20 protein-coding genes and 1 other RNA gene are annotated in these 19,898 nt (G+C 43.5%); 16 read left to right on the top strand and 5 right to left on the bottom strand.

The window, feature by feature from the left end; genetic code table 11:
• Nucleotides 1-237 precede the first annotated feature (237 nt).
• The 8 genes from rpsA to ppk1 all read left to right on the top strand — a co-directional run bounded on the left by rpsA (nucleotide 238) and on the right by ppk1 (nucleotide 8,193).
• Nucleotides 238-2,073 carry a 30S ribosomal protein S1 gene (gene rpsA, locus GGE08_RS13615; RefSeq protein WP_179385430.1) on the top strand — a complete coding sequence of 612 codons (1,836 nt, stop codon included), beginning with the start codon at nucleotides 238-240 and terminating at the stop codon, nucleotides 2,071-2,073.
• A gap of 114 nt (nucleotides 2,074-2,187) precedes the next feature.
• The gene (pyrR, locus tag GGE08_RS13610) at nucleotides 2,188-2,724 is read left to right on the top strand and encodes a bifunctional pyr operon transcriptional regulator/uracil phosphoribosyltransferase PyrR (protein WP_179385429.1); all 537 of its coding nucleotides are present in this window, start codon (nucleotides 2,188-2,190) and stop codon (nucleotides 2,722-2,724) included.
• A 6-nt stretch (nucleotides 2,725-2,730) separates the two neighbouring features.
• On the top strand, nucleotides 2,731-3,657 hold the full coding sequence (locus GGE08_RS13605; RefSeq protein ID WP_179385428.1) for an aspartate carbamoyltransferase catalytic subunit: 927 nt from the start codon (nucleotides 2,731-2,733) through the stop codon (nucleotides 3,655-3,657).
• Between the two features lie 5 nt (nucleotides 3,658-3,662).
• A complete protein-coding gene (locus GGE08_RS13600) occupies nucleotides 3,663-3,995 on the top strand; it encodes a ribonuclease Z (RefSeq protein WP_179385427.1) in 333 nt (110 codons plus the stop codon).
• Entirely contained in the window at nucleotides 3,992-4,903 is a 912-nt protein-coding gene (locus tag GGE08_RS13595; RefSeq protein WP_179385426.1) for a ribonuclease Z, read from the top strand. The genes GGE08_RS13600 and GGE08_RS13595 overlap by 4 nt, the downstream gene beginning before the upstream one ends.
• A 66-nt stretch (nucleotides 4,904-4,969) precedes the next feature.
• A complete protein-coding gene (gene pdxH / locus GGE08_RS13590) occupies nucleotides 4,970-5,617 on the top strand; it encodes a pyridoxamine 5'-phosphate oxidase (protein WP_179385425.1) in 648 nt (215 codons plus the stop codon).
• Between the two features lie 11 nt (nucleotides 5,618-5,628).
• Nucleotides 5,629-6,117 (top strand): SixA phosphatase family protein, encoded by a 489-nt coding sequence (locus GGE08_RS13585; protein ID WP_179385424.1) that lies wholly within the window; start codon nucleotides 5,629-5,631, stop codon nucleotides 6,115-6,117.
• Complete coding sequence (gene ppk1 / locus GGE08_RS13580; RefSeq protein ID WP_179385423.1) at nucleotides 6,118-8,193, top strand: polyphosphate kinase 1; 2,076 nt, start codon at nucleotides 6,118-6,120, stop codon at nucleotides 8,191-8,193.
• Between the two features lie 9 nt (nucleotides 8,194-8,202).
• Here ppk1 and GGE08_RS13575 read toward each other — a convergent pair whose 3' ends face one another.
• On the bottom strand, nucleotides 8,203-8,784 hold the full coding sequence (locus GGE08_RS13575) for a tRNA-(ms[2]io[6]A)-hydroxylase (protein WP_127140000.1): 582 nt from the start codon (nucleotides 8,782-8,784) through the stop codon (nucleotides 8,203-8,205).
• Between the two features lie 96 nt (nucleotides 8,785-8,880).
• Here GGE08_RS13575 and GGE08_RS13570 point away from each other — a divergent pair, with 96 nt between their 5' ends.
• Genes GGE08_RS13570 through GGE08_RS13540 form a run of 7 tightly spaced genes read left to right on the top strand, consistent with a single transcriptional unit; the run spans nucleotide 8,881 to nucleotide 15,631 of the window.
• On the top strand, nucleotides 8,881-9,726 hold the full coding sequence (locus GGE08_RS13570; RefSeq protein ID WP_179385422.1) for an EboA domain-containing protein: 846 nt from the start codon (nucleotides 8,881-8,883) through the stop codon (nucleotides 9,724-9,726).
• Nucleotides 9,727-9,730: 4 nt separating this feature from the next.
• Entirely contained in the window at nucleotides 9,731-10,639 is a 909-nt protein-coding gene (locus GGE08_RS13565) for a TatD family hydrolase (protein WP_179385421.1), read from the top strand.
• On the top strand, nucleotides 10,639-11,538 hold the full coding sequence (eboC, locus tag GGE08_RS13560; protein WP_179385420.1) for a UbiA-like protein EboC: 900 nt from the start codon (nucleotides 10,639-10,641) through the stop codon (nucleotides 11,536-11,538). The genes GGE08_RS13565 and eboC overlap by 1 nt, the downstream gene beginning before the upstream one ends.
• Nucleotides 11,539-11,541: 3 nt before the next feature.
• Entirely contained in the window at nucleotides 11,542-12,708 is a 1,167-nt protein-coding gene (locus GGE08_RS13555) for a 3-dehydroquinate synthase (protein ID WP_179385419.1), read from the top strand.
• Entirely contained in the window at nucleotides 12,705-13,895 is a 1,191-nt protein-coding gene (gene eboE, locus GGE08_RS13550) for a metabolite traffic protein EboE (RefSeq protein WP_179385418.1), read from the top strand. The genes GGE08_RS13555 and eboE overlap by 4 nt, the downstream gene beginning before the upstream one ends.
• Nucleotides 13,892-15,265 (top strand): alkaline phosphatase family protein, encoded by a 1,374-nt coding sequence (locus GGE08_RS13545; protein ID WP_179385417.1) that lies wholly within the window; start codon nucleotides 13,892-13,894, stop codon nucleotides 15,263-15,265. The genes eboE and GGE08_RS13545 overlap by 4 nt, the downstream gene beginning before the upstream one ends.
• 3 nt (nucleotides 15,266-15,268) lie before the next feature.
• On the top strand, nucleotides 15,269-15,631 hold the full coding sequence (locus GGE08_RS13540; RefSeq protein ID WP_179385416.1) for a transmembrane 220 family protein: 363 nt from the start codon (nucleotides 15,269-15,271) through the stop codon (nucleotides 15,629-15,631).
• Here the strand turns inward: GGE08_RS13540 and GGE08_RS13535 are convergent.
• Nucleotides 15,620-17,401 (bottom strand): DNA polymerase III subunit gamma/tau, encoded by a 1,782-nt coding sequence (locus GGE08_RS13535; protein ID WP_179385415.1) that lies wholly within the window; start codon nucleotides 17,399-17,401, stop codon nucleotides 15,620-15,622. The two genes, GGE08_RS13540 and GGE08_RS13535, sit on opposite strands and share 12 nt — an antisense overlap.
• A gap of 107 nt (nucleotides 17,402-17,508) precedes the next feature.
• On the opposite strand from GGE08_RS13535, the gene rnpB reads away from it, so the two are divergent.
• Nucleotides 17,509-17,830: RNase P RNA component class A (gene rnpB / locus GGE08_RS13530), an RNA gene on the top strand.
• On the opposite strand, the gene GGE08_RS13525 is transcribed toward rnpB, so the two are convergent.
• The 3 genes from GGE08_RS13525 to GGE08_RS13515 are packed head-to-tail and all read right to left on the bottom strand — an operon-like array spanning nucleotide 17,826 to nucleotide 19,837.
• Nucleotides 17,826-18,371 carry an RsmD family RNA methyltransferase gene (locus tag GGE08_RS13525; RefSeq protein WP_179385414.1) on the bottom strand — a complete coding sequence of 182 codons (546 nt, stop codon included), beginning with the start codon at nucleotides 18,369-18,371 and terminating at the stop codon, nucleotides 17,826-17,828. The two genes, rnpB and GGE08_RS13525, sit on opposite strands and share 5 nt — an antisense overlap.
• The gene (locus tag GGE08_RS13520; RefSeq protein WP_409553496.1) at nucleotides 18,372-19,148 is read right to left on the bottom strand and encodes a DUF3822 family protein; all 777 of its coding nucleotides are present in this window, start codon (nucleotides 19,146-19,148) and stop codon (nucleotides 18,372-18,374) included.
• A 38-nt stretch (nucleotides 19,149-19,186) separates the two neighbouring features.
• On the bottom strand, nucleotides 19,187-19,837 hold the full coding sequence (locus GGE08_RS13515; RefSeq protein ID WP_179385413.1) for a hypothetical protein: 651 nt from the start codon (nucleotides 19,835-19,837) through the stop codon (nucleotides 19,187-19,189).
• Nucleotides 19,838-19,898: the final 61 nt, after the last annotated feature.

Raw genomic sequence — 19,898 nt, 5'->3', positions numbered from 1 at the left:
AATTAGAAGTCTCAAGATAAACATTCTCTTATTATTTTGCCACCCAACCAAAGGAATACTTTTTTTGTTGAAACCTTGCTTGTAGGCTTTGTATATCAATAATTTAATTGTATTTTTGCACCCCTTTTAGCAAGGAGGCAAGAGCGAAAGGGACTATAGAAAATCAATTTAAAACCGCTTTCACGGTAATTGTTGGGCTCTTGTAAAACGTGGAATACAAATTTTAATCAGCAAAGTATGGCTGAAGAAAAACAAAACGTTGAGGTAGAAGAAACTGCCTTGGCACCAGAAGTAAAGGAAGCAAAACAACCCGAACAAGATCCTCAGGAATTTCTTGAAAACTTTGATTGGGACAAGTACGAAGAAGGAATTGAGCGCGTAGATGATACAAAGCTCAAGGAATTTGAAAACCTTGTTGAGGAAAACTTTGTGGACACTGCCGATGAGGAAGTTGTGGAAGGAAAAGTGGTTCACATGACAGACCGTGAGGCGATCATTGACATCAATGCCAAGTCCGAAGGTGTGATTTCCTTGAATGAGTTCCGCTACAATCCCGATCTTAAAGTTGGTGATAAAGTTGAGGTACTTATAGATATCCGTGAAGACAAGACCGGTCAATTGGTGTTGTCCCACAGAAAAGCAAGGACCATCAAAGCTTGGGAGCGCGTAAACAACGCCCATGACAAGGAAGAGATTGTTACTGGTTTCGTTAAATGCCGTACCAAAGGTGGTATGATCGTTGACGTATTCGGTATCGAGGCGTTCTTGCCAGGTTCCCAAATCGATGTGAAGCCTATCCGTGATTACGATCAATATGTAGGCAAGACCATGGAGTTTAAGGTAGTGAAGATCAACCACGAGTTCAAGAACGTAGTGGTATCCCACAAAGCCTTGATCGAAGCGGACATCGAAGAGCAGAAAAAAGAGATCATCGGCCAATTGGAAAAAGGTCAAGTATTGGAAGGTGTGGTCAAGAACATTACATCATACGGGGTATTTATCGACCTTGGAGGTGTGGATGGATTGGTTCACATTACCGACCTTTCCTGGAGCCGTATCAACCACCCGAACGAGGTGGTGGAGCTAGACCAAAAATTGAACGTGGTTATCTTGGACTTCGACGACAACAAGTCCAGAATCCAGTTGGGTCTTAAGCAATTGGAGAAACACCCATGGGATGCCCTTGGTGATGAGATCAAAGTAGGAGACAAGGTGAAAGGTAAAGTAGTCGTTATCGCAGATTACGGTGCATTTATCGAAGTTGCCGAAGGAGTGGAAGGTTTGATCCACGTTTCTGAAATGTCTTGGAGTACTCACCTAAGATCGGCCCAAGATTTCGTTAACGTAGGTGACGAAGTTGAGGCCGAGGTATTGACCTTGGATAGAGAAGATCGTAAAATGTCGTTGGGTATAAAGCAATTGACTCCTGACCCATGGACCGATATCACTTCCAAATACCCAGTGGGATCAAGACACAAAGGAATCGTTAGAAACTTTACCAACTTTGGAGTATTCGTAGAGTTGGAAGAAGGAATCGACGGTTTGATCTATATCTCCGACCTTTCTTGGACCAAGAAAATCAAGCACCCATCCGAGTTTGTGACTGTAGGTGACACTTTGGAGGTGGAAGTATTGGAATTGGACGTGGAAGGCCGCAAGTTGAGCCTTGGACACAAGCAGACCACAGAGAACCCTTGGGACAAGTACTCCGAGGAGTTTGCTGAAGGTACCATCCACAAAGCTGCCATCGCTGAGGTGGTGGACAAAGGAGCTACCATCAACTTTAACGAGGATATCGTAGGGTTTGTGCCGCAGCGACACATGGAGAAAGAAGACGGTAAAAAACTCCAAAAAGGAGAAGAGGCCGAATTCAAGATCATCGAGTTCAACAAAGATTTCAAGCGAGTTGTGGCTAGCCACACTGCTATCTTTAGAGAGCAAGAGGACAAGAATGTGAAAGCTGCCAAGAAAAGAGCCGCATCATCCGATGAAGCTGCTCCAACCCTTGGAGATGCCAACTCACAGTTGCAAGCCTTGAAGGACAAAATGGAAGCTGATTCCAAGAAAAAGTAATCAGAACTTTCAATCATACAAAGCCCCGCTGGAAACAGTGGGGCTTTTTTATGCGCCAAACATTTTAAAGAATTGCTTACTTTTGTAATCAACCGAGTTGGTCGCACAAAGCCTATGAGTCAAAAAGTTCTGCTTACTTCAAAGGAAATCAACATCATACTGCACCGGTTGGCCTGTCAGCTCATGGAAAACCATTTGGATTTTACCAATACCGCCTTAATAGGTATTCAGCCCAGAGGTGTTTTTTTGGCAGAGCGATTGGTCAAGATTCTTAAAAAGGAATACAAGATCAAACATATTGACCTTGGATTCTTGGATATCACATTTTTTAGGGATGATTTTGGACGAGGGGAAATCCTCAAGGCCAATTCCACACAGATGAATTTTTTGGTGGAGGACAAAAAAGTGGTATTTATCGATGATGTCCTCTACACAGGTAGAAGCATCCGGTCGGCCCTTACGGCCATCCAGTCCTTTGGTAGACCAAGCAATATCGAGCTTTTGACATTGATTGACAGACGTTTTAGCAGGCACTTACCCATTCAGCCCACCTATCGCGGCCGACAAGTGGATGCCATCAACGAAGAAAAGGTCAAAGTGATGTGGAAAGAAAACGACGGTGAGGATAAAGTATATTTAGTAAGCAAATAATAGGGAATGAGCGAGTTAAGCGTAAACCACTTGTTGGGAATCAAATATCTGAACCAAAAGGATATATCGCTCATTTTTGAAACGGCAGACCATTTTAAGGAGGTCATCAACCGTTCCATAAAAAAAGTGCCCACCCTTCGCGATATCACCATTGCCAATATCTTTTTTGAGAACAGTACCCGTACCAAGCTTTCTTTTGAGCTCGCGGAAAAGCGACTTTCGGCAGATGTGGTGAATTTTTCCGCAGGGCAATCCTCTGTGAAAAAGGGCGAAACCCTTATCGATACGGTCAACAATATCCTCTCCATGAAGGTAGATATGGTGGTGATGCGACATCCCAATCCCGGAGCGGGTATATTTTTGTCACAACACGTAAAAGCATCCATCGTAAATGCAGGTGACGGCGCCCATGAGCATCCGACGCAAGCCTTATTGGATTCTTTCTCCATACGGGAAAAATTGGGTGACGTAGGCGGAAAAAATGTGGTCATCGTGGGGGATATTTTGCACTCTCGGGTAGCCCTTTCCAATATTTTCGCCTTGAAGCTGCAAGGGGCCAATGTAAAAGTTTGTGGACCAAAAACACTTATTCCAAAGCATATTGAATCCTTGGGTGTGGGCGTAGAGACCAATTTGAGGAAGGCCTTGGAATGGTGCGATGTGGCTAATATGCTTCGGGTACAGAACGAGCGTATGGACATCAGCTACTTTCCATCCACACGGGAATACACCCAGCAATTTGGGGTGAACAAGGAGCTTTTGGACAGTTTGGACAAGCAAATTGTGATCATGCACCCGGGACCTATTAATAGAGGTGTGGAGATTACCAGTGATGTAGCCGATTCCGACCAATCCATTATCCTGCACCAAGTGGAAAATGGCGTAGCCATACGAATGGCCGTACTATATCTTTTGGCATCTAAAATAAAGTAAGCGATATGATTATCGACAAAGAAGGAACCACCACCATCGTCTTTCAAGAGAAGACCACGCTTTCCGGGTTTATGGAAAATCTGCAGAACGCCTACCCGAAACTGAAGCACGACAATATCGTGGTCAATCTTTTTTCCTTCAAAAAACTCACAGTGGATGACCTGTTGGAGTTTTTGGATCTCTCAAACACCCATAAGGCCGGTGGACAATCCTTTGTTTTGGTCACGGATGCCGTTAGCTATGATGACATTCCAGAAGAGTTGAGTGTAGTGCCCACTCTTCAAGAGGCAAAGGACATCATCGAAATGGAAGAAATTGAACGCGACCTTGGCATATGAAGCTTACCGTACTCGGTTGTTATGCCGCCACACCACGAACATTTACCAATCCTACCGCTCAGGTACTCGAAATCAAAAACCACCTATTTTTGATAGATTGTGGCGAAGGGACCCAAGTGCAGCTTCGAAAATATAAGGTCAAGTTTTCCAGAATCAACCATATTTTTATCTCCCACCTCCATGGAGACCATTTTTTTGGTCTGCCCGGATTAATTTCCACCTTTCGATTGCTGGGAAGGGATAAAGAGCTTCATATTTATGGACCCAAAGGCATCAAACAGGCCATTACCCTCTTTTTAAAATTGGGGGATTCCTGGACCAATTACCCACTGGTGTTCCACGAATTGGAATCCAAGGAATCCGAACTTGTATTTGAGGATGATAAAGTGACCGTACGCACCGTACCCTTGATACACAGGGTTTATACCAATGGATTTCTGTTTCAGGAAAAGGAGTCACCCAGAACTTTGGATGTTCAGGCCACACGAAAGTATGGGGTGGACAGGAGTCAGTTCAACAACATCAAAAATGGAGCCGATGGCGTTGATGCTTCGGGCCGCACGGTTCCGAACCGAAAGTTGACCTTGGACCCTCCGGAACCGAAAAGCTATGCTTTTTGCAGTGATACCATGTATAACGAGACCGTTGTACCCATCATCCAAGACGTGACCGTATTGTACCACGAGTCCACTTTTCTGGAATCCGAAGCGCATTTATGCGAGAAAACAAAACATTCCACGGCCATGCAGGCAGCCCAAATAGCCCAAGGAGCCAATGCGAAACTTTTGATTTTGGGCCACTATTCCACACGATACAAATCCATCCGACTCTTTAAAGAAGAGGCGGAAACCATTTTCACCCCAGTTGATTTAGCGGATGACGGTAAGGTGTTTGACTTTGGCGATTAAAAATTTTACCAAAGTTTTACAAACTTCCCGTTTTGAGGAGACCCTATTTTTGACGATCTTCACCTTATGCAAAAAGATCTCAGCGATTACCGAAAATCCTACGAAAAAAGTGAGCTTACCGAAACATCCATCAGGGAGAACCCCATGGAACAGTTCCAAAAGTGGTTCCATGAGGTGGAAGCCTCGGACGGCGTGGATGAACCCAATGCCATGACGGTATCCACCATTGGTTTGGACGGATTTCCAAAAAGCAGGGTGGTATTGATGAAAAAATTCACTTTTGAGGGATTTATTTTTTATACCAACTATCGGAGTGAAAAGGGGAAGGCCATTGCTGCCAACCCTTCCGTATGTCTTTCCTTTTTTTGGCCCAATATGGAACGTCAAGTTATCATTAAGGGGAAAGCGGAAAAGATTGCTGAAAATCTTTCCGACGGCTATTTTGAGTCCCGGCCCAAAGGCAGCCAATTGGGAGCCGTGGTGTCGGACCAGAGCCAAGTGGTGCCTTCCCGTGAACATTTGGAAGGCAAACTAAAGGAGCTCGAACAAGAATATGAGGGAAAGGAAGTACCAAGACCCGATTATTGGGGAGGTTTTTTGGTGAGGCCTGTATCCATCGAGTTTTGGCAGGGCCGCCCGAATCGATTGCATGACAGGATACGATACACCTTGGATGAAGATTTTGATTGGAAAATTGAACGACTGGCACCTTAACACCTAAGACAATGAAACAACTGATATTGATGCGACATGGAAAATCCTCATGGGATTATGATGTCTCTGATAAAGACCGGCCCTTACAGGAACGTGGTATAAATGATGCCCACAAGGTATCCAAGACCTTTGGATTGCATGCGCCCAAAATTGATTTTATCTTTTCCAGCCCTGCCAACAGGGCCTTGCATACCAGTATGATTTTTGTGAGGAACTTGGAGTACGACCTATCCAATTTTAGGGTAAACCATATGCTCTACGACTTTTCCGGTAATAGTGTGGAGCAGTTCGTACAACAATTGGACAATGCCATGGATACCGTGGCGCTCTTTGGCCATAATAATGCCTTTACCTCGCTTGCAAATACTTGGGGAGATCAGTATATTGACATCGTTCCCACGGCAGGATTGGTCCATATTACATTTGGTGTGGACGATTGGTCCAAAGTAAGCAGGGGAACCACCAAACAAATGATCTTTCCAAAACACTTGAAGAAATAGATGGTAAAAACAACAAACGAATATATCAATAGGGAAATCAGCTGGTTACAGTTTAATGCAAGGGTATTGCAAGAGGCGAAAGACCACCGGGTACCCTTAATTGACAGGCTACGATTTTTAGGAATTTTCAGCAATAACCTTGATGAGTTTTTCAAAGTACGCTACGCTACGGTGAAACGTATCGTGGATGCTGGAAAAACAGGAAAAAGTGTTTTGGGTGGAGAAAAGGCCAAGGATCTGTTGGAAGAAATCACCAAAATTGTAATCGACCAGCAGGCACGAAGTTTGGAGATTTTTAAACAGATCGATAGGGAGCTTCGACAGGAGAACATCTTCATCATTAGGGAAACCGAGGTTAGTGAAAGCCAAGCTGAATTTATTCGGGATTACTTCTTCAAAAAGGTCAACCAAGAACTGATGACCATCATTTTGAACGACCTGACCGAATTCCCCTTGTTGAAGGATACCGCTGCCTATTTGGCCGTAAAAGTGGTCATGAAAAACGGAACGCCCCGTGGAAAGCACAATCGATATGCGCTTATAGAAATCCCTAAGGGAATCGACCGTTTTGTGGTATTGCCCAAAGAAGGGGACAAGGATTATGTGATCATGTTGGATGATTTGATTCGTTACTGTTTGGACAGTGTTTTTACCATGTTCGAATTCGATTCCATTTCGGCACACATGATCAAAATTACCCGCGATGCCGAACTTGATATCGACAATGATCTGAGCAAGAGCTTTATCGAGAAAATTTCTTCCAGTGTGGAGGATAGAAAGATAAGCGACCCCGTGCGTTTTGTATACGATAAGAGCATTGATAAAGACACTCTGCAGTTCCTCAAGGATAAAATGGACATAATGGATACCGATAGTGTCATTCCCGGCGGGCGCTACCATAACCGAAGGGATTATATGGGCTTTCCCAGCTTGGGCCGTCATGACTTGATGTACGAAAAAATAGAGCCTTTGCCTGTAAAAGGTTTGAGCATGAAGGGAAGTTTGCTGGATATGATCGCACATAAGGATTATATGATCTATGCACCCTATCATACATTTAGTTATGTGACCAAATTCTTGCGCGAAGCCGCTTTAGATCCAAGGGTGCGAACCATAAAGATTACCATTTATCGTTTGGCCAGTGAAAGTCAAATTGCATCGGCCTTGGTCAATGCGGTGAAGAACGGGAAGCAGGTCACTGTACAAATTGAACTCCAAGCGAGATTTGATGAACAGAACAATATTGAGTACGCCAACTACTTACAGGACGAAGGAGTTAATTTGATTTTTGGTGTGCCAGGGCTTAAAGTACACAGTAAAATATGTTTGATAGAACGAGAGGAAGGACACACCATTAAACGATATGGTTTCATCAGTACAGGAAACTTCAACGAGTCTACTGCCAAAATCTATACTGACTATACCTTGTTTACTGCGCACCAAGGCATCTTGAAAGACATGAACAAAGTGTTCGGGTTTTTCGAGACCAATTATAAAATCAACAAGTACAAACATCTAATTGTATCCCCTCATTACACGAAGTCGACTTTTATGAAGTTGATTGACAAGGAAATTGCCCTTGCCAAGGCAGGAAAACAGGCTTACATCAAAATAAAGATGAACAGTCTCACCTCTTACAAGATGGTCGATAAACTGTACGAGGCCAGTAGGGCAGGGGTGAAGATACAAATGATTGTTCGGGGTATTTGCTGTCTTATCCCTGGGGTTGAGGGCATGAGCGAGAATATAGAGGCCATCAGTGTGGTGGATAAGTTTTTGGAACACCCCAGACTCTTCATTTTTGGCAACGACGGTAACCCAAAGATTTATATTTCCTCAGCAGATTGGATGACCCGTAATTTGGATTTTAGGGTAGAAGTGGGTTGCCCCATTTACGACCCGGATATTAGACAGGAACTGCTAGATACCTTTGAAATTTCTTGGAATGACAATTCGAAGGCCCGTGTTTTCTCTGCCAAACAGGACAATGCCTACAGAAAAAGACCCAAAGGTCAGCCTGAGCTAAGATCCCAGTTTGAGATGTACGATTATTATAAAAAGAAGTTAGAGGAATAACCCACGGAGTTACCCGTGCATGGTTTCCTTTTTTCCGAGATTTTTCATCAGTTGGGCCTCGTACTCCAAAAGGTCGTTCCACTTTTGGTCCACTTCCTCCTTTTTCCCGTATTTTCGGGCAAATTTGAGGAACATGGTATAGTGATTGGCTTCACTGATCATGAGGTTACGGTAGAATTCCGATAGCTCTTGGTCGTCGATTTCCTCGGAAAGCAACCTAAAACGTTCGCAGCTCCGGGCCTCTATCAAGGCAGCATATAATAATTTATGCACCAAGTGGGTCTCTCGGCTACCACCTTTTGGGAAAAATTTCATTAGTTCGATGACGTATTCATCCTTACGTTCGCGACCCAAAACCCATCCACGCTGGATAATTTTGTCGTGAACCATGTTGAAGTGTCCCATTTCCTCACGGGCCAAAGCGGTCATTTCTTTCACCAATTCCGATTTTTCCGGAAACCCGATAATCAACGAAATGGCAGTGCTGGCAGCTTTTTGCTCGCAATACGCGTGGTCCGTCAAGATCTCCTCGATGTTCTTTTCAACAATATTTACCCATCTTGGGTCGGTAGGTAATTTTAAGCCTAACATGGTCATCTAATTTTGGGCAAAGATAATCTGATAGGATTAAATAAAATCGGTGAACCCTCGTTATATTTGTAAACCAACGTATTCTAGTCAGAATTTATGGCCAAAACCTCTAAAGAATATCTCTCCGATATCCTGAAACTTAACTTGGAAAAAACAGAATTTGAATGGTTGATGGATGCCATTGCGCAGGTCGTTGATGCTAAAAGCAGAAAAGATCTGTATATGACCTATAGCTTATCTACATCAAAAATAAAGGATGCCCCAATCCATGATTTTGGTGAGAAGGATTTCCAGTGGAGTAGCTATTTGGAACAGCAGAACGCCTCTACCTTGGAAATGTCCCGAATTTTGCTCTTGTTATCTGTTTTGGAGTCAGATGAGGTTTTTTTAAAGCCCGTTCAGCAATTGATACAAATATCGGATAAAACCGAATTGGAAACTTTTTTGAAATACTTGGTTCTTTTACCGAAACCAGAGCATTTTAAATTTGCTGCGGTGGAAGCGCTACGTACCAATATCGCGACGGTGTTCAACGCCATTTCCCAACATAATCCCTATCCCGCAAGGTATTTTACCAACGCGGAATGGAATCAAATGTATCTGAAAGCTGCATTTATGCAGCAGGATTTGAAGAAGATTCCAGACGTGGACAAAATGGCCAACAAAGATTTGACAAGAATCGTATCAGACTACGCCCATGAACGATGGGCAGCCTCACGGGATATTGATCCCATGTTCTGGAGACCGGTCTCCCCATTTTTGGAAGGCGCTTTGATCGAGGATATGGAACGCTTGTTTCAAAGCGAAAATGAAAGGGAGCAAAAAGCGGCCACATTGGTCTGTTTTCATTCGGATACCGAAGCGGGAAAAAAATTATTGAAAACATACAACACTCACCTGGAAAAGGCAGAAAAAGGGGAGTTAACTTGGAAAAATTTGTAATAGCATGGATGATAAATTAATGATCATAGACCCACACGTTCACATGACCTCTAGAACTACGGATGATTACGAGGCCATGGCGGCAGCTGGGGTAGTCGCGGTGATAGAACCTTCATTTTGGTTGGGGCAACCCAGAACACAGGTAGGTTCTTTTCAAGACTATTTCAGCAGTTTGGTGGGGTGGGAACCTTTTAGGGCTTCTCAATTCGGAATCAAACATTATTGTACCATCGGGCTTAACTCCAAAGAGGCGAATAATGTACCCTTGGCCGAAGAGGTTATGGAATTATTGCCTTTATATCTGCACAAGGAAAATGTGGTGGCCATTGGAGAAATCGGATATGACGACCAGACCGAGGCAGAGGATAGGTTCTTTCGGGAACAATTGGAGCTGGCCAAAGAGTTTAATATGATGGTTCAAGTACATACCCCCCATAGGGATAAAAAGGCAGGGACCATTAAAAGTATGGAAGTCTGTATAGAGCACGGGATTGACCCTGGAATGGTAGTCATCGACCATAATAATGAGGAAACGGTAAAGGAAGTTTTGGACCGCGGATTTATTGCAGCCTTCACCATTTATCCAAAAACCAAAATGGGAAATCAGCGTATGGTGGAAGTCGTTAAAAAATTTGGAAGTACGAATATAATTGTGGACAGTTCTGCGGATTGGGGCGTTTCCGACCCGTTGGCGGTTCCCAAAACGGCCAACCTAATGCTGCAAAATGGGGTTTCCCGTATTGATGTGGTAAAAACCTGTTACCAGAATGCACTGGACTTTTTTGGCAGGTCGGTAAAAATGAAAGCCGAACATTGGTTGAACCCTGAAGCTATCGACCAACGGAAATTGTTTAATGACAATAGTGTCCTACGAGGGCAGGAACCCAAAGTAGAGGATAACAAAATCGTTTAATGAGTCCACGCTTAAAGGCATATCTCCAATTGTGTAGACCGGCCAATTTACCTACGGCAGCTGCCGATGTTTTGGCAGGAACCGCTATCTCTGGTCTGTTTGCGGTTGAGGGAGCTTTTCAATTGGCGGACATCGCAGTTTTACCCTTTTTGTTGCTGGTGATGGCTTCCGTTTTCCTGTACGCAGGAGGAGTGGTACTCAATGATGTATTTGATATTGAAATCGATAGGGTGGAGCGACCTGAACGACCTATTCCCAGCGGAATAGTGCCTTTGGGAAAGGCAAGGTCTCTTGGTTTTGTCCTGCTTGCGGTTGGAATCGGACTAGCATTTTTTGTGGGTAAAACCACAGGCTTAATCGCTGTTTTTTTGGCATTGTCCATTTTGTCGTACGATAAATTTGCAAAGCACCATCCTATATTGGGACCATTGAATATGGGTGTTTGCAGAGGGCTCAACCTTTTAATGGGTATTTCGTTGTTGGGAACCTTTCAATATTGGCCGTATGTGCTGCTACCGATTGTTTTCATCTTTGCGGTCACCATGATCAGTAGGGGTGAAGTACATGGCAAGAATAAAGGAAATATCCTGATGGCAGGATTGCTCTATGGAATGGTTATCACTGCTTTAGTTTACCTCCATTACACTTATGCCAAAAATGATTTTTGGTATGTATTGTTTTTGGTACTCTTCGGGCTAATGGTCTTCCGACCCTTGATTATCGCTTATAGGAACAATACCCCAACCCATATTAAAAATGCCGTAAAATCTGGCGTTTTGTCCATTGTATTGCTGGACGCCTCCCTGGCCGTAGCACATTCGAACCTTCTACTGGGGATTCTCATAGTTTTATTATTACCGTTGTCTATCTTTTTGGCCAAACAATTTGCAGTAACCTAATTTATGAATACGAATTTACCTCCCATACGCCAGGCGTTTCAAGTAAGGTATGATTATCAATTGCTTTTTACCCAGCATCTGTTTGCCGTGGAGAACCCTTTGTTCAAAAATGTACTGTCGGAATATAGACCTAATGAGCCTATCAAATGTCTATTTATCGTCGATCAAGGGGTTATGGACTGTCACCCATTGTTGGAGACCCACATCAAACAGTATTGTGAGCAGTACAAACATCAAATACAGTACACAGAATTAGTTGTAGTGCCGGGAGGTGAGCAAAGTAAAAAAGACCAAGCGAGTGTGGAAAGGTGCCTTACCGCCATTAATGAGAATGCCATTTGCAGGCATTCCTTTGTAGTGGCCATAGGTGGCGGAGCCGTGGTTGATATGGTGGGTTATGCGGCTACTATCGCGCACCGAGGGGTGCAGCTCATTAGGGTACCCACGACCGTTTTGGCCCAGAACGATGCCGCTGTGGGGGTCAAGAACAGTGTGAACGCCTTTGAAAAGAAAAACTTTTTGGGGACGTTTTCCGTGCCCTACGCGATTATCAACGATCTGGAATTTTTAAAAACCCTGGAGCAAAGGGATTGGGTGGCCGGAATCGCAGAGGCCATTAAAGTGGCGTTGATCAAGGACAAGGCATTTTTTGAATACATTGAAAACAAAGCCCAAGCTTTGGCCAACAGGGATATGGAGGTCATGGCCTATCTTATCCATCGCTGCGCCGAGCTGCACATGGAACATATTTCCAAAGGAGGAGACCCTTTCGAAAGTGGTTCGTCCAGACCCTTGGATTTTGGTCATTGGTCCGCCCATAAAATGGAATATATGACCGATTATCAACTTCGACACGGGGAGGCAGTTGCCTTGGGTATGGCCGTAGATATGGTGTATGCTGATTTAATCGGCATTTTGGAAGATGATTTAGACCGAGTGTTGAACGTTATCAAAAAAGTGGGGTTCCAACTCGAAATGCCTTTTGAAAGCGATCAAGAAATCAAGGAAGTGCTCCATGGAATTGAAGAATTTAGGGAGCATTTGGGTGGTAAGCTAACCATCCCCTTGATTCCTAAAATCGGAACAAAAACCGATGTACATCAGATTGACTACACCATAATGGAACAGGCTATCCGAAGCTTTGTGCGCAAACCGGAAAGTTCCCTATGAAAATCAATGAAAAATATCACCTTACCTATTGCACCAATATCCATGCTGGTGGGAATTGGGAAGAAACATTTACAAGCTTAAAGGAAAATGTGCCCCAAATCAAGAGTGCTGTTTGTCCGGATAAACCTTTTGGATTGGGACTTCGTTTGGGAAACACTGCCAGTTTGGAACTCGACCAAGGGCATCTCAAGGAATTTAAGGAATGGTTGGATAAGGAAGATTGCTACGTATTCACCATGAACGGGTTTCCCTATGGGAATTTTCATGGCGAACCGGTAAAGGATAAGGTGCATGTGCCGGATTGGACCACACAGGAACGTTTGGAGTATACCCTGAGGTTGTTCAAACAATTGGATGTTTTGGCGCCCGAAGGTATGGAGTGTGGTATTTCCACTTCCCCAGTTTCCTACAAACATTGGTTCGATTCGGAAGAGGATAAGCGAAAAGCATTGACCAGTGGGGCCAAAAATATGGTTCGCGTAGCTTTGGAACTCTATCAAATGGAGAAAGCTTCGGGCAGGTATATGCATTTGGATGTGGAGCCCGAACCCGATGGTTTTTTGGAAAATACGCAAGAGGTACTCGATTTTTATGCGGAATACCTAGTCCCTACGGCTATTAAAGCTTTTGGGGAATACCAATTCAATCCCGAAAAGATAACCGAGTTGCTCAAGCGTTATATCACGGTATGTTACGATGTTTGTCATTTCGCATTGGCTTATGAAGCCCCAAATTGGACCTTTGAAAAGTTAAAGGAATCGGATATCAAGATTGGTAAGATTCAGGTGAGTGCCGCCCTAAAAATAATGTATGACCAAGATAAAGCGGATGACATTTGGAACACCTTGGCAAAGTTCAATGAACCGGTTTATCTACATCAAGTAACTCAAATGGTCGATGGCAAGGTGAAAACATACAACGATTTACCCGTGATTTTGGAAAAGAGGGCACCATTTACCGAATTGCGCTCGCACTTTCATGTGCCCATATTTTTAAAGGATTACGGTTTGCTCCAATCCACACAAGACCAGATTGAGAGCGTATTGGCTTATTTGAAAAGTCATTTGGTGAGCCAACATATCGAGGTGGAAACCTACACTTGGGATGTTTTACCCAAGGATCTTAAAATGCCGATTACAGAATCCATAGCGCGGGAACTGAATTGGATGAAATCAAGATTGGAATGAAGAAGACCGTAGTGATCAATATTGTAGGATTGACCCATAGATTGATAGGGGAGCATACCCCTTTCATCAAATCATTCTTGGAAAAAGGCAAAAGCAGTGTGGTAAAGCCCGTATTGCCCGCAGTTACTTGCTCTGCCCAAAGTACCTATCTCACGGGAAAATGGCCATCCGAACACGGTATTGTTGGGAATGGATGGTTTTTTAAGGATGAACTGGAGGTAAAGTTTTGGAGACAGGGAAATCCTTTGGTGCAATCCCCAAAAATTTGGGACGAACTAAAGACATTGAATGCCAATTTTACCTGTGCCAATATGTTTTGGTGGTACAATATGTACAGCACAGTTGATTTTAGCGCCACCCCACGCCCCAATTACTTGGCGGATGGCAGAAAGATTCCAGATATTTATACCTATCCGTCCGAACTGAGAGACAAGCTTCAAGCTAAATTGGGTACGTTTCCCTTGTTTAAGTTCTGGGGACCCAAAACCTCCATTGCATCGAGTAGATGGATTGCCGATGCCACCATGGAAATGGACCGTGAGCATGACCCCACCATGACCTTGGTGTATCTGCCCCACTTGGATTACAATACGCAACGCCATGGGCTCAACTTTGATATCCTACAAAAGGATTTAAGGGAGATTGATGCTGTGGTCAAGGATTTGGTGCAGTATTACGAGGCAAAGTCTGCCCATGTGGTGCTATTGTCCGAGTATGGCATCACCGATGTGTCCAATCCCATCCATATTAACCGTTACCTTAGGAAAAAGGGGTATTTGGGTATTCGGATGGAAAGGGGGTTGGAACTCTTGGATGCCGGTGCGAGTAAAGCCTTTGCCGTTGCCGACCATCAAGTGGCCCATGTGTATGCCAAGGAAGCTGTCGATTATGAAGCATTGCACACCTATTTAAGGACCATACCCGGTGTGGAAAAAGTCATTCCGAAAAATGAACTGGAGTCACATCAGCTTAACCATGATCGAGCCGGGGATTTCGTCCTTGTAGCAGATAAGGATAGTTGGTTTACCTATTATTTCTGGGAAGATGATGCTGTGGCACCCGATTATGCCCGAATGGTGAACATTCATAAAAAGCCAGGGTACGACCCCGTTGAAATGTTTACGGACCCTTCAGATCCGTTTGTAATGCCCAAAGTGATTTGGAAACTTCTTAAAAAGAAATTGGGCTTTAGGACGGTGATGGATGTGATTCCCCTAAAAGCTGAGTTAGTGAAAGGCTCGCATGGTAGAATCCCAGAGGATAAACAAGATTGGCCTATCTTGGCTACCAACGCCCAAGACCATTTGCCCAAAGCGGAATTATTGGCCACCGATGTTTATGAAGTACTGAAAAACCACATAACCCAATAAGTAATGGAAACTTTTTTTAAAATTTTTGCTGTTGTCTTCACGCTGTTGTTTGGATACGCGATAGCTGTTCAGTTCAATGACCCTGACGCTGTAAAATGGATTTTAATTTATTTTGCAGCAGCACTGGCCTCAGTACTTTTCTTGTTGAAAAAACTGAAGTCCGGTATCTATTTTTTTCTTTCGGGATTCTTCATCATGCTTTTTATTCTATACTGGCCGGAAACCTGGGAAGGAGTTCAGTTGGACCATGGGATGAAAACCGTGAATATCGAGGAGGGTCGAGAGTCTTTAGGTTCTTTGATTGCGGGAATTGTGATGTTGGTCTATGGTTTTAGGACCCGTTTTATCAACCGATCAAAAATCTAGGTCAAACTCTTTCCGGAGCAAATCCAAGTTGGGGTTTTTCTCCCGTAATTTTTCATATTTTTCTTGGGGAGTAAAGGCGAACTTTTTGGCAACCTCTTCATTTACCGTAATGTGCAGTGTAATGGAGTAGTTGTTCAGTTTTTGCTTAAGGTAATCCAGCATCAAACTTTGTTCCCGCTCTATCTCCTTTTTCATGGTGCCATTGGGAAGTTCTATCCAAATGGTATTTTCATTCTTGAGTTTGGGCACATCGGTCTGTAAATTGCTTGCCAGTATTTTTCTGCCTTGTTGCTCCAGTTGGTGGACAAAATTATCCCAATGTTCTTGCATTTCCTTTTCCTCAAAAGTATCCTTGGGAAGGTCCTTTTCGTCAACACTGGGAGCTTTGGTGTTTTGATGCTCTTTTTTGACCTTGATGCTGGATAGGGATAGACCCGAGACCCTTTTTTCAGCACCTTTTATAGCTATCTTTTTGGGTTGATAGCTTTTTTCGGGTTCGCTGGCCAGCTCTTTTTCAACTTCGTTTTCATCTGGCGCATCATCCACCTTGGGCACCATTTCTTGGGTCGACGCCATGGTCGCCTGTTCTATTGGTGTCTTTTTTGAAGGAGTTTCAGGTGAATGGGTTTCTGGGACTTTGATACCGTTTGTAACGATTTTTGTCTCCTTGAAATGTGAAGCAGGTATTAAGAAATTAGAGTTTTTTTTTTCTCCATCGAAAGTGATGGACGCTAGCTTCATGAGTGTGAGTTCTACCAGCAGACGTTGGTTTTTACTGGTCTTGTATTGCAAATCGCAATCGTTGGCCATATCTAGTGCTTTCAACAAAAACGCTTTGGATGCCTTTTTGGATTGCTCTTGATATTGACCCACCACATCTTCGCCTACTTCCAATAAACTTAAGGTATCCTTGTGCTGGCAGACCATCAAATCCCGGAAATGGGAGGCAAGACCGGTTATAAAGTGATGACCGTCAAAACCAAGGGACAAGGTTTTGTTGAAGAGGACCAAAAGTTCAGGAATGTTGTTGTCCAGGATCAAATCCGTGGCGGAAAAATAAATGTCGTAATCCAGCACATTCAGGTTTTCCGTAACGGCCTTTCTGGTGAGTTCTTTCCCAGAAAAACTTACTACGCGATCAAAAATGGAAAGGGCATCGCGCATAGCACCGTCCGCTTTTTGCGCTATGATGTGCAGTGCACTTTCTTCCGCATCAATGCCTTGTTGTTCCGCAATGTACTTTAAATATTCAGTGGCATCCTTAACGGTGATACGCTTAAAGTCAAAAATTTGACAACGTGAAAGAATGGTTGGTATGATTTTGTGCTTTTCCGTGGTCGCCAAAATAAATATGGCATGCTTTGGTGGCTCCTCCAAGGTCTTTAAAAAAGCGTTGAAGGCCGATTGGGAGAGCATGTGCACCTCGTCGATGATGTACACTTTGTATTTGCCCGTCTGTGGAGGAATACGCACCTGGTCTATAAGGCTTCGGATATCATCCACAGAATTATTGGAAGCCGCATCGAGCTCAAAAATATTGAAGGCGAAATCCTCATCTTCCCTTTCGGTACCATCTTGATTTATTTTTTTGGCCAAGATTCGGGCACAAGTTGTTTTACCAACGCCCCTTGGGCCACAAAACAAAAGAGCCTGTGCCAAATGATTGTTCTCAATGGCATTCATTAAGGTGTTGGTTATGGACTGTTGGCCCACAACATCCTTAAACGTCTGGGGTCTATATTTTCTAGCCGATACAATAAATGGTTCCAATGCTGGGAAAAATAGATTTCATACAAATATAAAAATAGCAATGGCTAAAGTTTGTCGCAAGTGAAGAGTTCCCTCTTTTTTTATTAACAATTGGATTACCTTTGCGGCCAGCAGGCCACCTTATCGCTGCAAGTTGGGTAAACCAACTTGAAGAGGAAAGTCCGGACACCGTAGTGCGGCATAGCGGGTAACGCCCGTCCGCCGAAAGGCGAGGACCAGTGCAACAGAAAGCAAGTACAGTTCGGCTGTAGTGAAATCAGGTAAACTCTATGCGGTGAAACGTCATGTAAACCAATGTTTGAGGGCTGCACGCCCGAGTTGGAGGGTAGGCGGTTGGAACACTTGGGCAACCATTTGTCTAGATAAATGATAAGGACTCCCAAAGTTAATTTGGGATGCACAGAATCCGGCTTATGGCCTGCTTTTATTCTTCTTTTTCTTCAAAAAAACTGAAAATGCTTCCCCCATATTTTCGCTGCTCGGAAAACTTAGGGTGCTCCGAAAGGTCGGTTTGGTCGGAATGTTCAATGATCAAAACTCCATCTGGCAGCAAAAGGTTCTTTGCGAAGACCAAATCTGCGATTTTCAAAAATGACTCTGTGTCAAAATCATAGGGTGGGTCAGCAAAAATGAGGTCAAATGGTTCCGATGTCCCCTCCAGAAATTTGTAAACATCCGATTTAACGGTATTAATGGAAAAACCCAGTTCATTGGCTGTTTTGGAGATGTACCGCACACAACCTTGAAAACCATCAACGGCCGTAATCTGTTCCGTTCCCCTTGAAGCAAATTCAAAACTAATGTTTCCCGTGCCCGAAAATAGGTCCAGCACCTTGAGTTCATCAAAATAAAACCTATTGTTCAATATATTGAACAGGGCTTCCTTGGCCATGTCGGTGGTCGGCCGGACGGGCAATTTTTTTGGTGCGGTCAACCGCTTTCCTTTATATTTTCCAGAAATGATGCGCATTTAGAGCGAGCTTAAAATGGAAAAATCGATGCTTTCGTTTTCCAGTTGTTCCAAGGGAAAGGACGGATTGCTCGGGACAAATACGGAAACGTTTTTGATGTATTGGTAGCAGATATCATAGATAGGGTCACCTTCTTCAACGGCACCAAAGAGTTTGAGCTGTACTCGTTCAAGGTCTATCTGCAATTGTTCCAAACTGAATAACAGGTAGTACAGAAAATCCTCTTTGGTCTTGTATTCAAATTGGTTGTAGAAGAGCAGTTTTTTATCGGAAATTACCATCATTTCCATTTCTCCTTTGGAAACCTGAACGTAACAAATGGGTTCGGTTGTAATTCTGTTTTGGTTCAATAGGGTGTTGATAAGGACGGTGCCACTATGTTTGAACTCAAATTCCCCGAAAAGGTCAAAAATATAATTGTTGACATTGGTATAGGGTACATATACATTGACAATATCCTGATTGGGTATCTCATCATAGGCGATTAAATCGTTCGCCATGATCTTGGTGTTGAACTTGAGATAGTTGGGGAGCTCGTCTTTATTAAAAAGCGGTTTGGGCACAAGTCCGAAAAGGTTGTTTTTGTGAATCACCATTACTTCTGAAAAGTTATGGCCCACCTCGCCTTGTTTACCCAATTTTTCCTTGAGTTCCTTGAGCATAAGGTAGGGGGTAAGCTGCGATTTGAAGTCTACCCGTTCAAAGGCAAGGATTTTATGGGATACAGTATCCAGTACACAAAAAGAAAGTCCATTCAAGCCAGCTTGAATGGACAATTTTCTATGAGTGCTATTTGTGGTGTTCTGTACTATAGCTAGTTGTTCTTTTTCCTGTCGTAAACAGGTGGCCAGTTACCGTTGGTACTAACATCGGTCAATGAGCCAACTTTGATTTCCGTGCCATTTACCTCTTCCACACTTTGGTAAGAGTTTTCTTTTTCCACCAAGTCTTGTGGTTGATCGTAAAGCACTACGTTCTTTTTCACTTTGGCTTCGAATACAGGTGCCTTGTAGCCACTTTTATCGATGATGTCCGCCTTCATTTCAAACTTCTCATCGTTCTGCGCGTAAGGTACGTTCATCATGGTTTTGTAACGGTCGTCCGCACCAAAAAGTGAATCCTTTACCTTAACTGTGCCCAAAGTGTCGATGATGACAGTGTCTTGTTGCATCTCAATTTGGTACACTCGGTCGTATCTCATAAAAGAGGAATCCCGTTGCGTGGTGATGGTATAATTTCCGGTATCGATAAATTTGATCAAGCTTTCAAAATCGTTGGCGTATTTTCCGTTCACCGTTTTGTAGGCTTCCTGAGAATCCCGGATGTCCTTTAGTTTGTTGATTACCTTGGCAAATCTTTCGTTTCTTACCTTGTTGAATTCGATGGGAGCATTAATGGAATCGTATATTTTGTATCCTAGGAAAATGCTCAAAATTCCAAAGAGAATCACCAGTACAGGCTTCACTTTTTGAGGTAAAAATCTATCGATCAAGAAAACAAGCCCTACGGTCACAAGGCATATTAAA

It is taken from the genome of Allomuricauda sp. ARW1Y1 (genome assembly GCF_013407935.1).
Classification (GTDB): domain Bacteria; phylum Bacteroidota; class Bacteroidia; order Flavobacteriales; family Flavobacteriaceae; genus Flagellimonas.
This window is presented reverse-complemented; position numbering and strand designations above follow the sequence as displayed.

What these genes read in the sequence shown, in the direction of transcription:
- rpsA (WP_179385430.1), top strand. Translation starts at nt 238, where the DNA reads ATGGCTGAAGAAAAACAAAACGTTGAGGTAGAAGAAACTGCCTTGGCA.
- pyrR (WP_179385429.1), top strand. Translation starts at nt 2,188, where the DNA reads ATGAGTCAAAAAGTTCTGCTTACTTCAAAGGAAATCAACATCATACTG.
- GGE08_RS13605 (WP_179385428.1), top strand. Translation starts at nt 2,731, where the DNA reads ATGAGCGAGTTAAGCGTAAACCACTTGTTGGGAATCAAATATCTGAAC.
- GGE08_RS13600 (WP_179385427.1), top strand. Translation starts at nt 3,663, where the DNA reads ATGATTATCGACAAAGAAGGAACCACCACCATCGTCTTTCAAGAGAAG.
- GGE08_RS13595 (WP_179385426.1), top strand. Translation starts at nt 3,992, where the DNA reads ATGAAGCTTACCGTACTCGGTTGTTATGCCGCCACACCACGAACATTT.
- pdxH (WP_179385425.1), top strand. Translation starts at nt 4,970, where the DNA reads ATGCAAAAAGATCTCAGCGATTACCGAAAATCCTACGAAAAAAGTGAG.
- GGE08_RS13585 (WP_179385424.1), top strand. Translation starts at nt 5,629, where the DNA reads ATGAAACAACTGATATTGATGCGACATGGAAAATCCTCATGGGATTAT.
- ppk1 (WP_179385423.1), top strand. Translation starts at nt 6,118, where the DNA reads ATGGTAAAAACAACAAACGAATATATCAATAGGGAAATCAGCTGGTTA.
- GGE08_RS13575 (WP_127140000.1), bottom strand. Translation starts at nt 8,784, where the DNA reads ATGTTAGGCTTAAAATTACCTACCGACCCAAGATGGGTAAATATTGTT.
- GGE08_RS13570 (WP_179385422.1), top strand. Translation starts at nt 8,881, where the DNA reads ATGGCCAAAACCTCTAAAGAATATCTCTCCGATATCCTGAAACTTAAC.
- GGE08_RS13565 (WP_179385421.1), top strand. Translation starts at nt 9,731, where the DNA reads ATGGATGATAAATTAATGATCATAGACCCACACGTTCACATGACCTCT.
- eboC (WP_179385420.1), top strand. Translation starts at nt 10,639, where the DNA reads ATGAGTCCACGCTTAAAGGCATATCTCCAATTGTGTAGACCGGCCAAT.
- GGE08_RS13555 (WP_179385419.1), top strand. Translation starts at nt 11,542, where the DNA reads ATGAATACGAATTTACCTCCCATACGCCAGGCGTTTCAAGTAAGGTAT.
- eboE (WP_179385418.1), top strand. Translation starts at nt 12,705, where the DNA reads ATGAAAATCAATGAAAAATATCACCTTACCTATTGCACCAATATCCAT.
- GGE08_RS13545 (WP_179385417.1), top strand. Translation starts at nt 13,892, where the DNA reads ATGAAGAAGACCGTAGTGATCAATATTGTAGGATTGACCCATAGATTG.
- GGE08_RS13540 (WP_179385416.1), top strand. Translation starts at nt 15,269, where the DNA reads ATGGAAACTTTTTTTAAAATTTTTGCTGTTGTCTTCACGCTGTTGTTT.
- GGE08_RS13525 (WP_179385414.1), bottom strand. Translation starts at nt 18,371, where the DNA reads ATGCGCATCATTTCTGGAAAATATAAAGGAAAGCGGTTGACCGCACCA.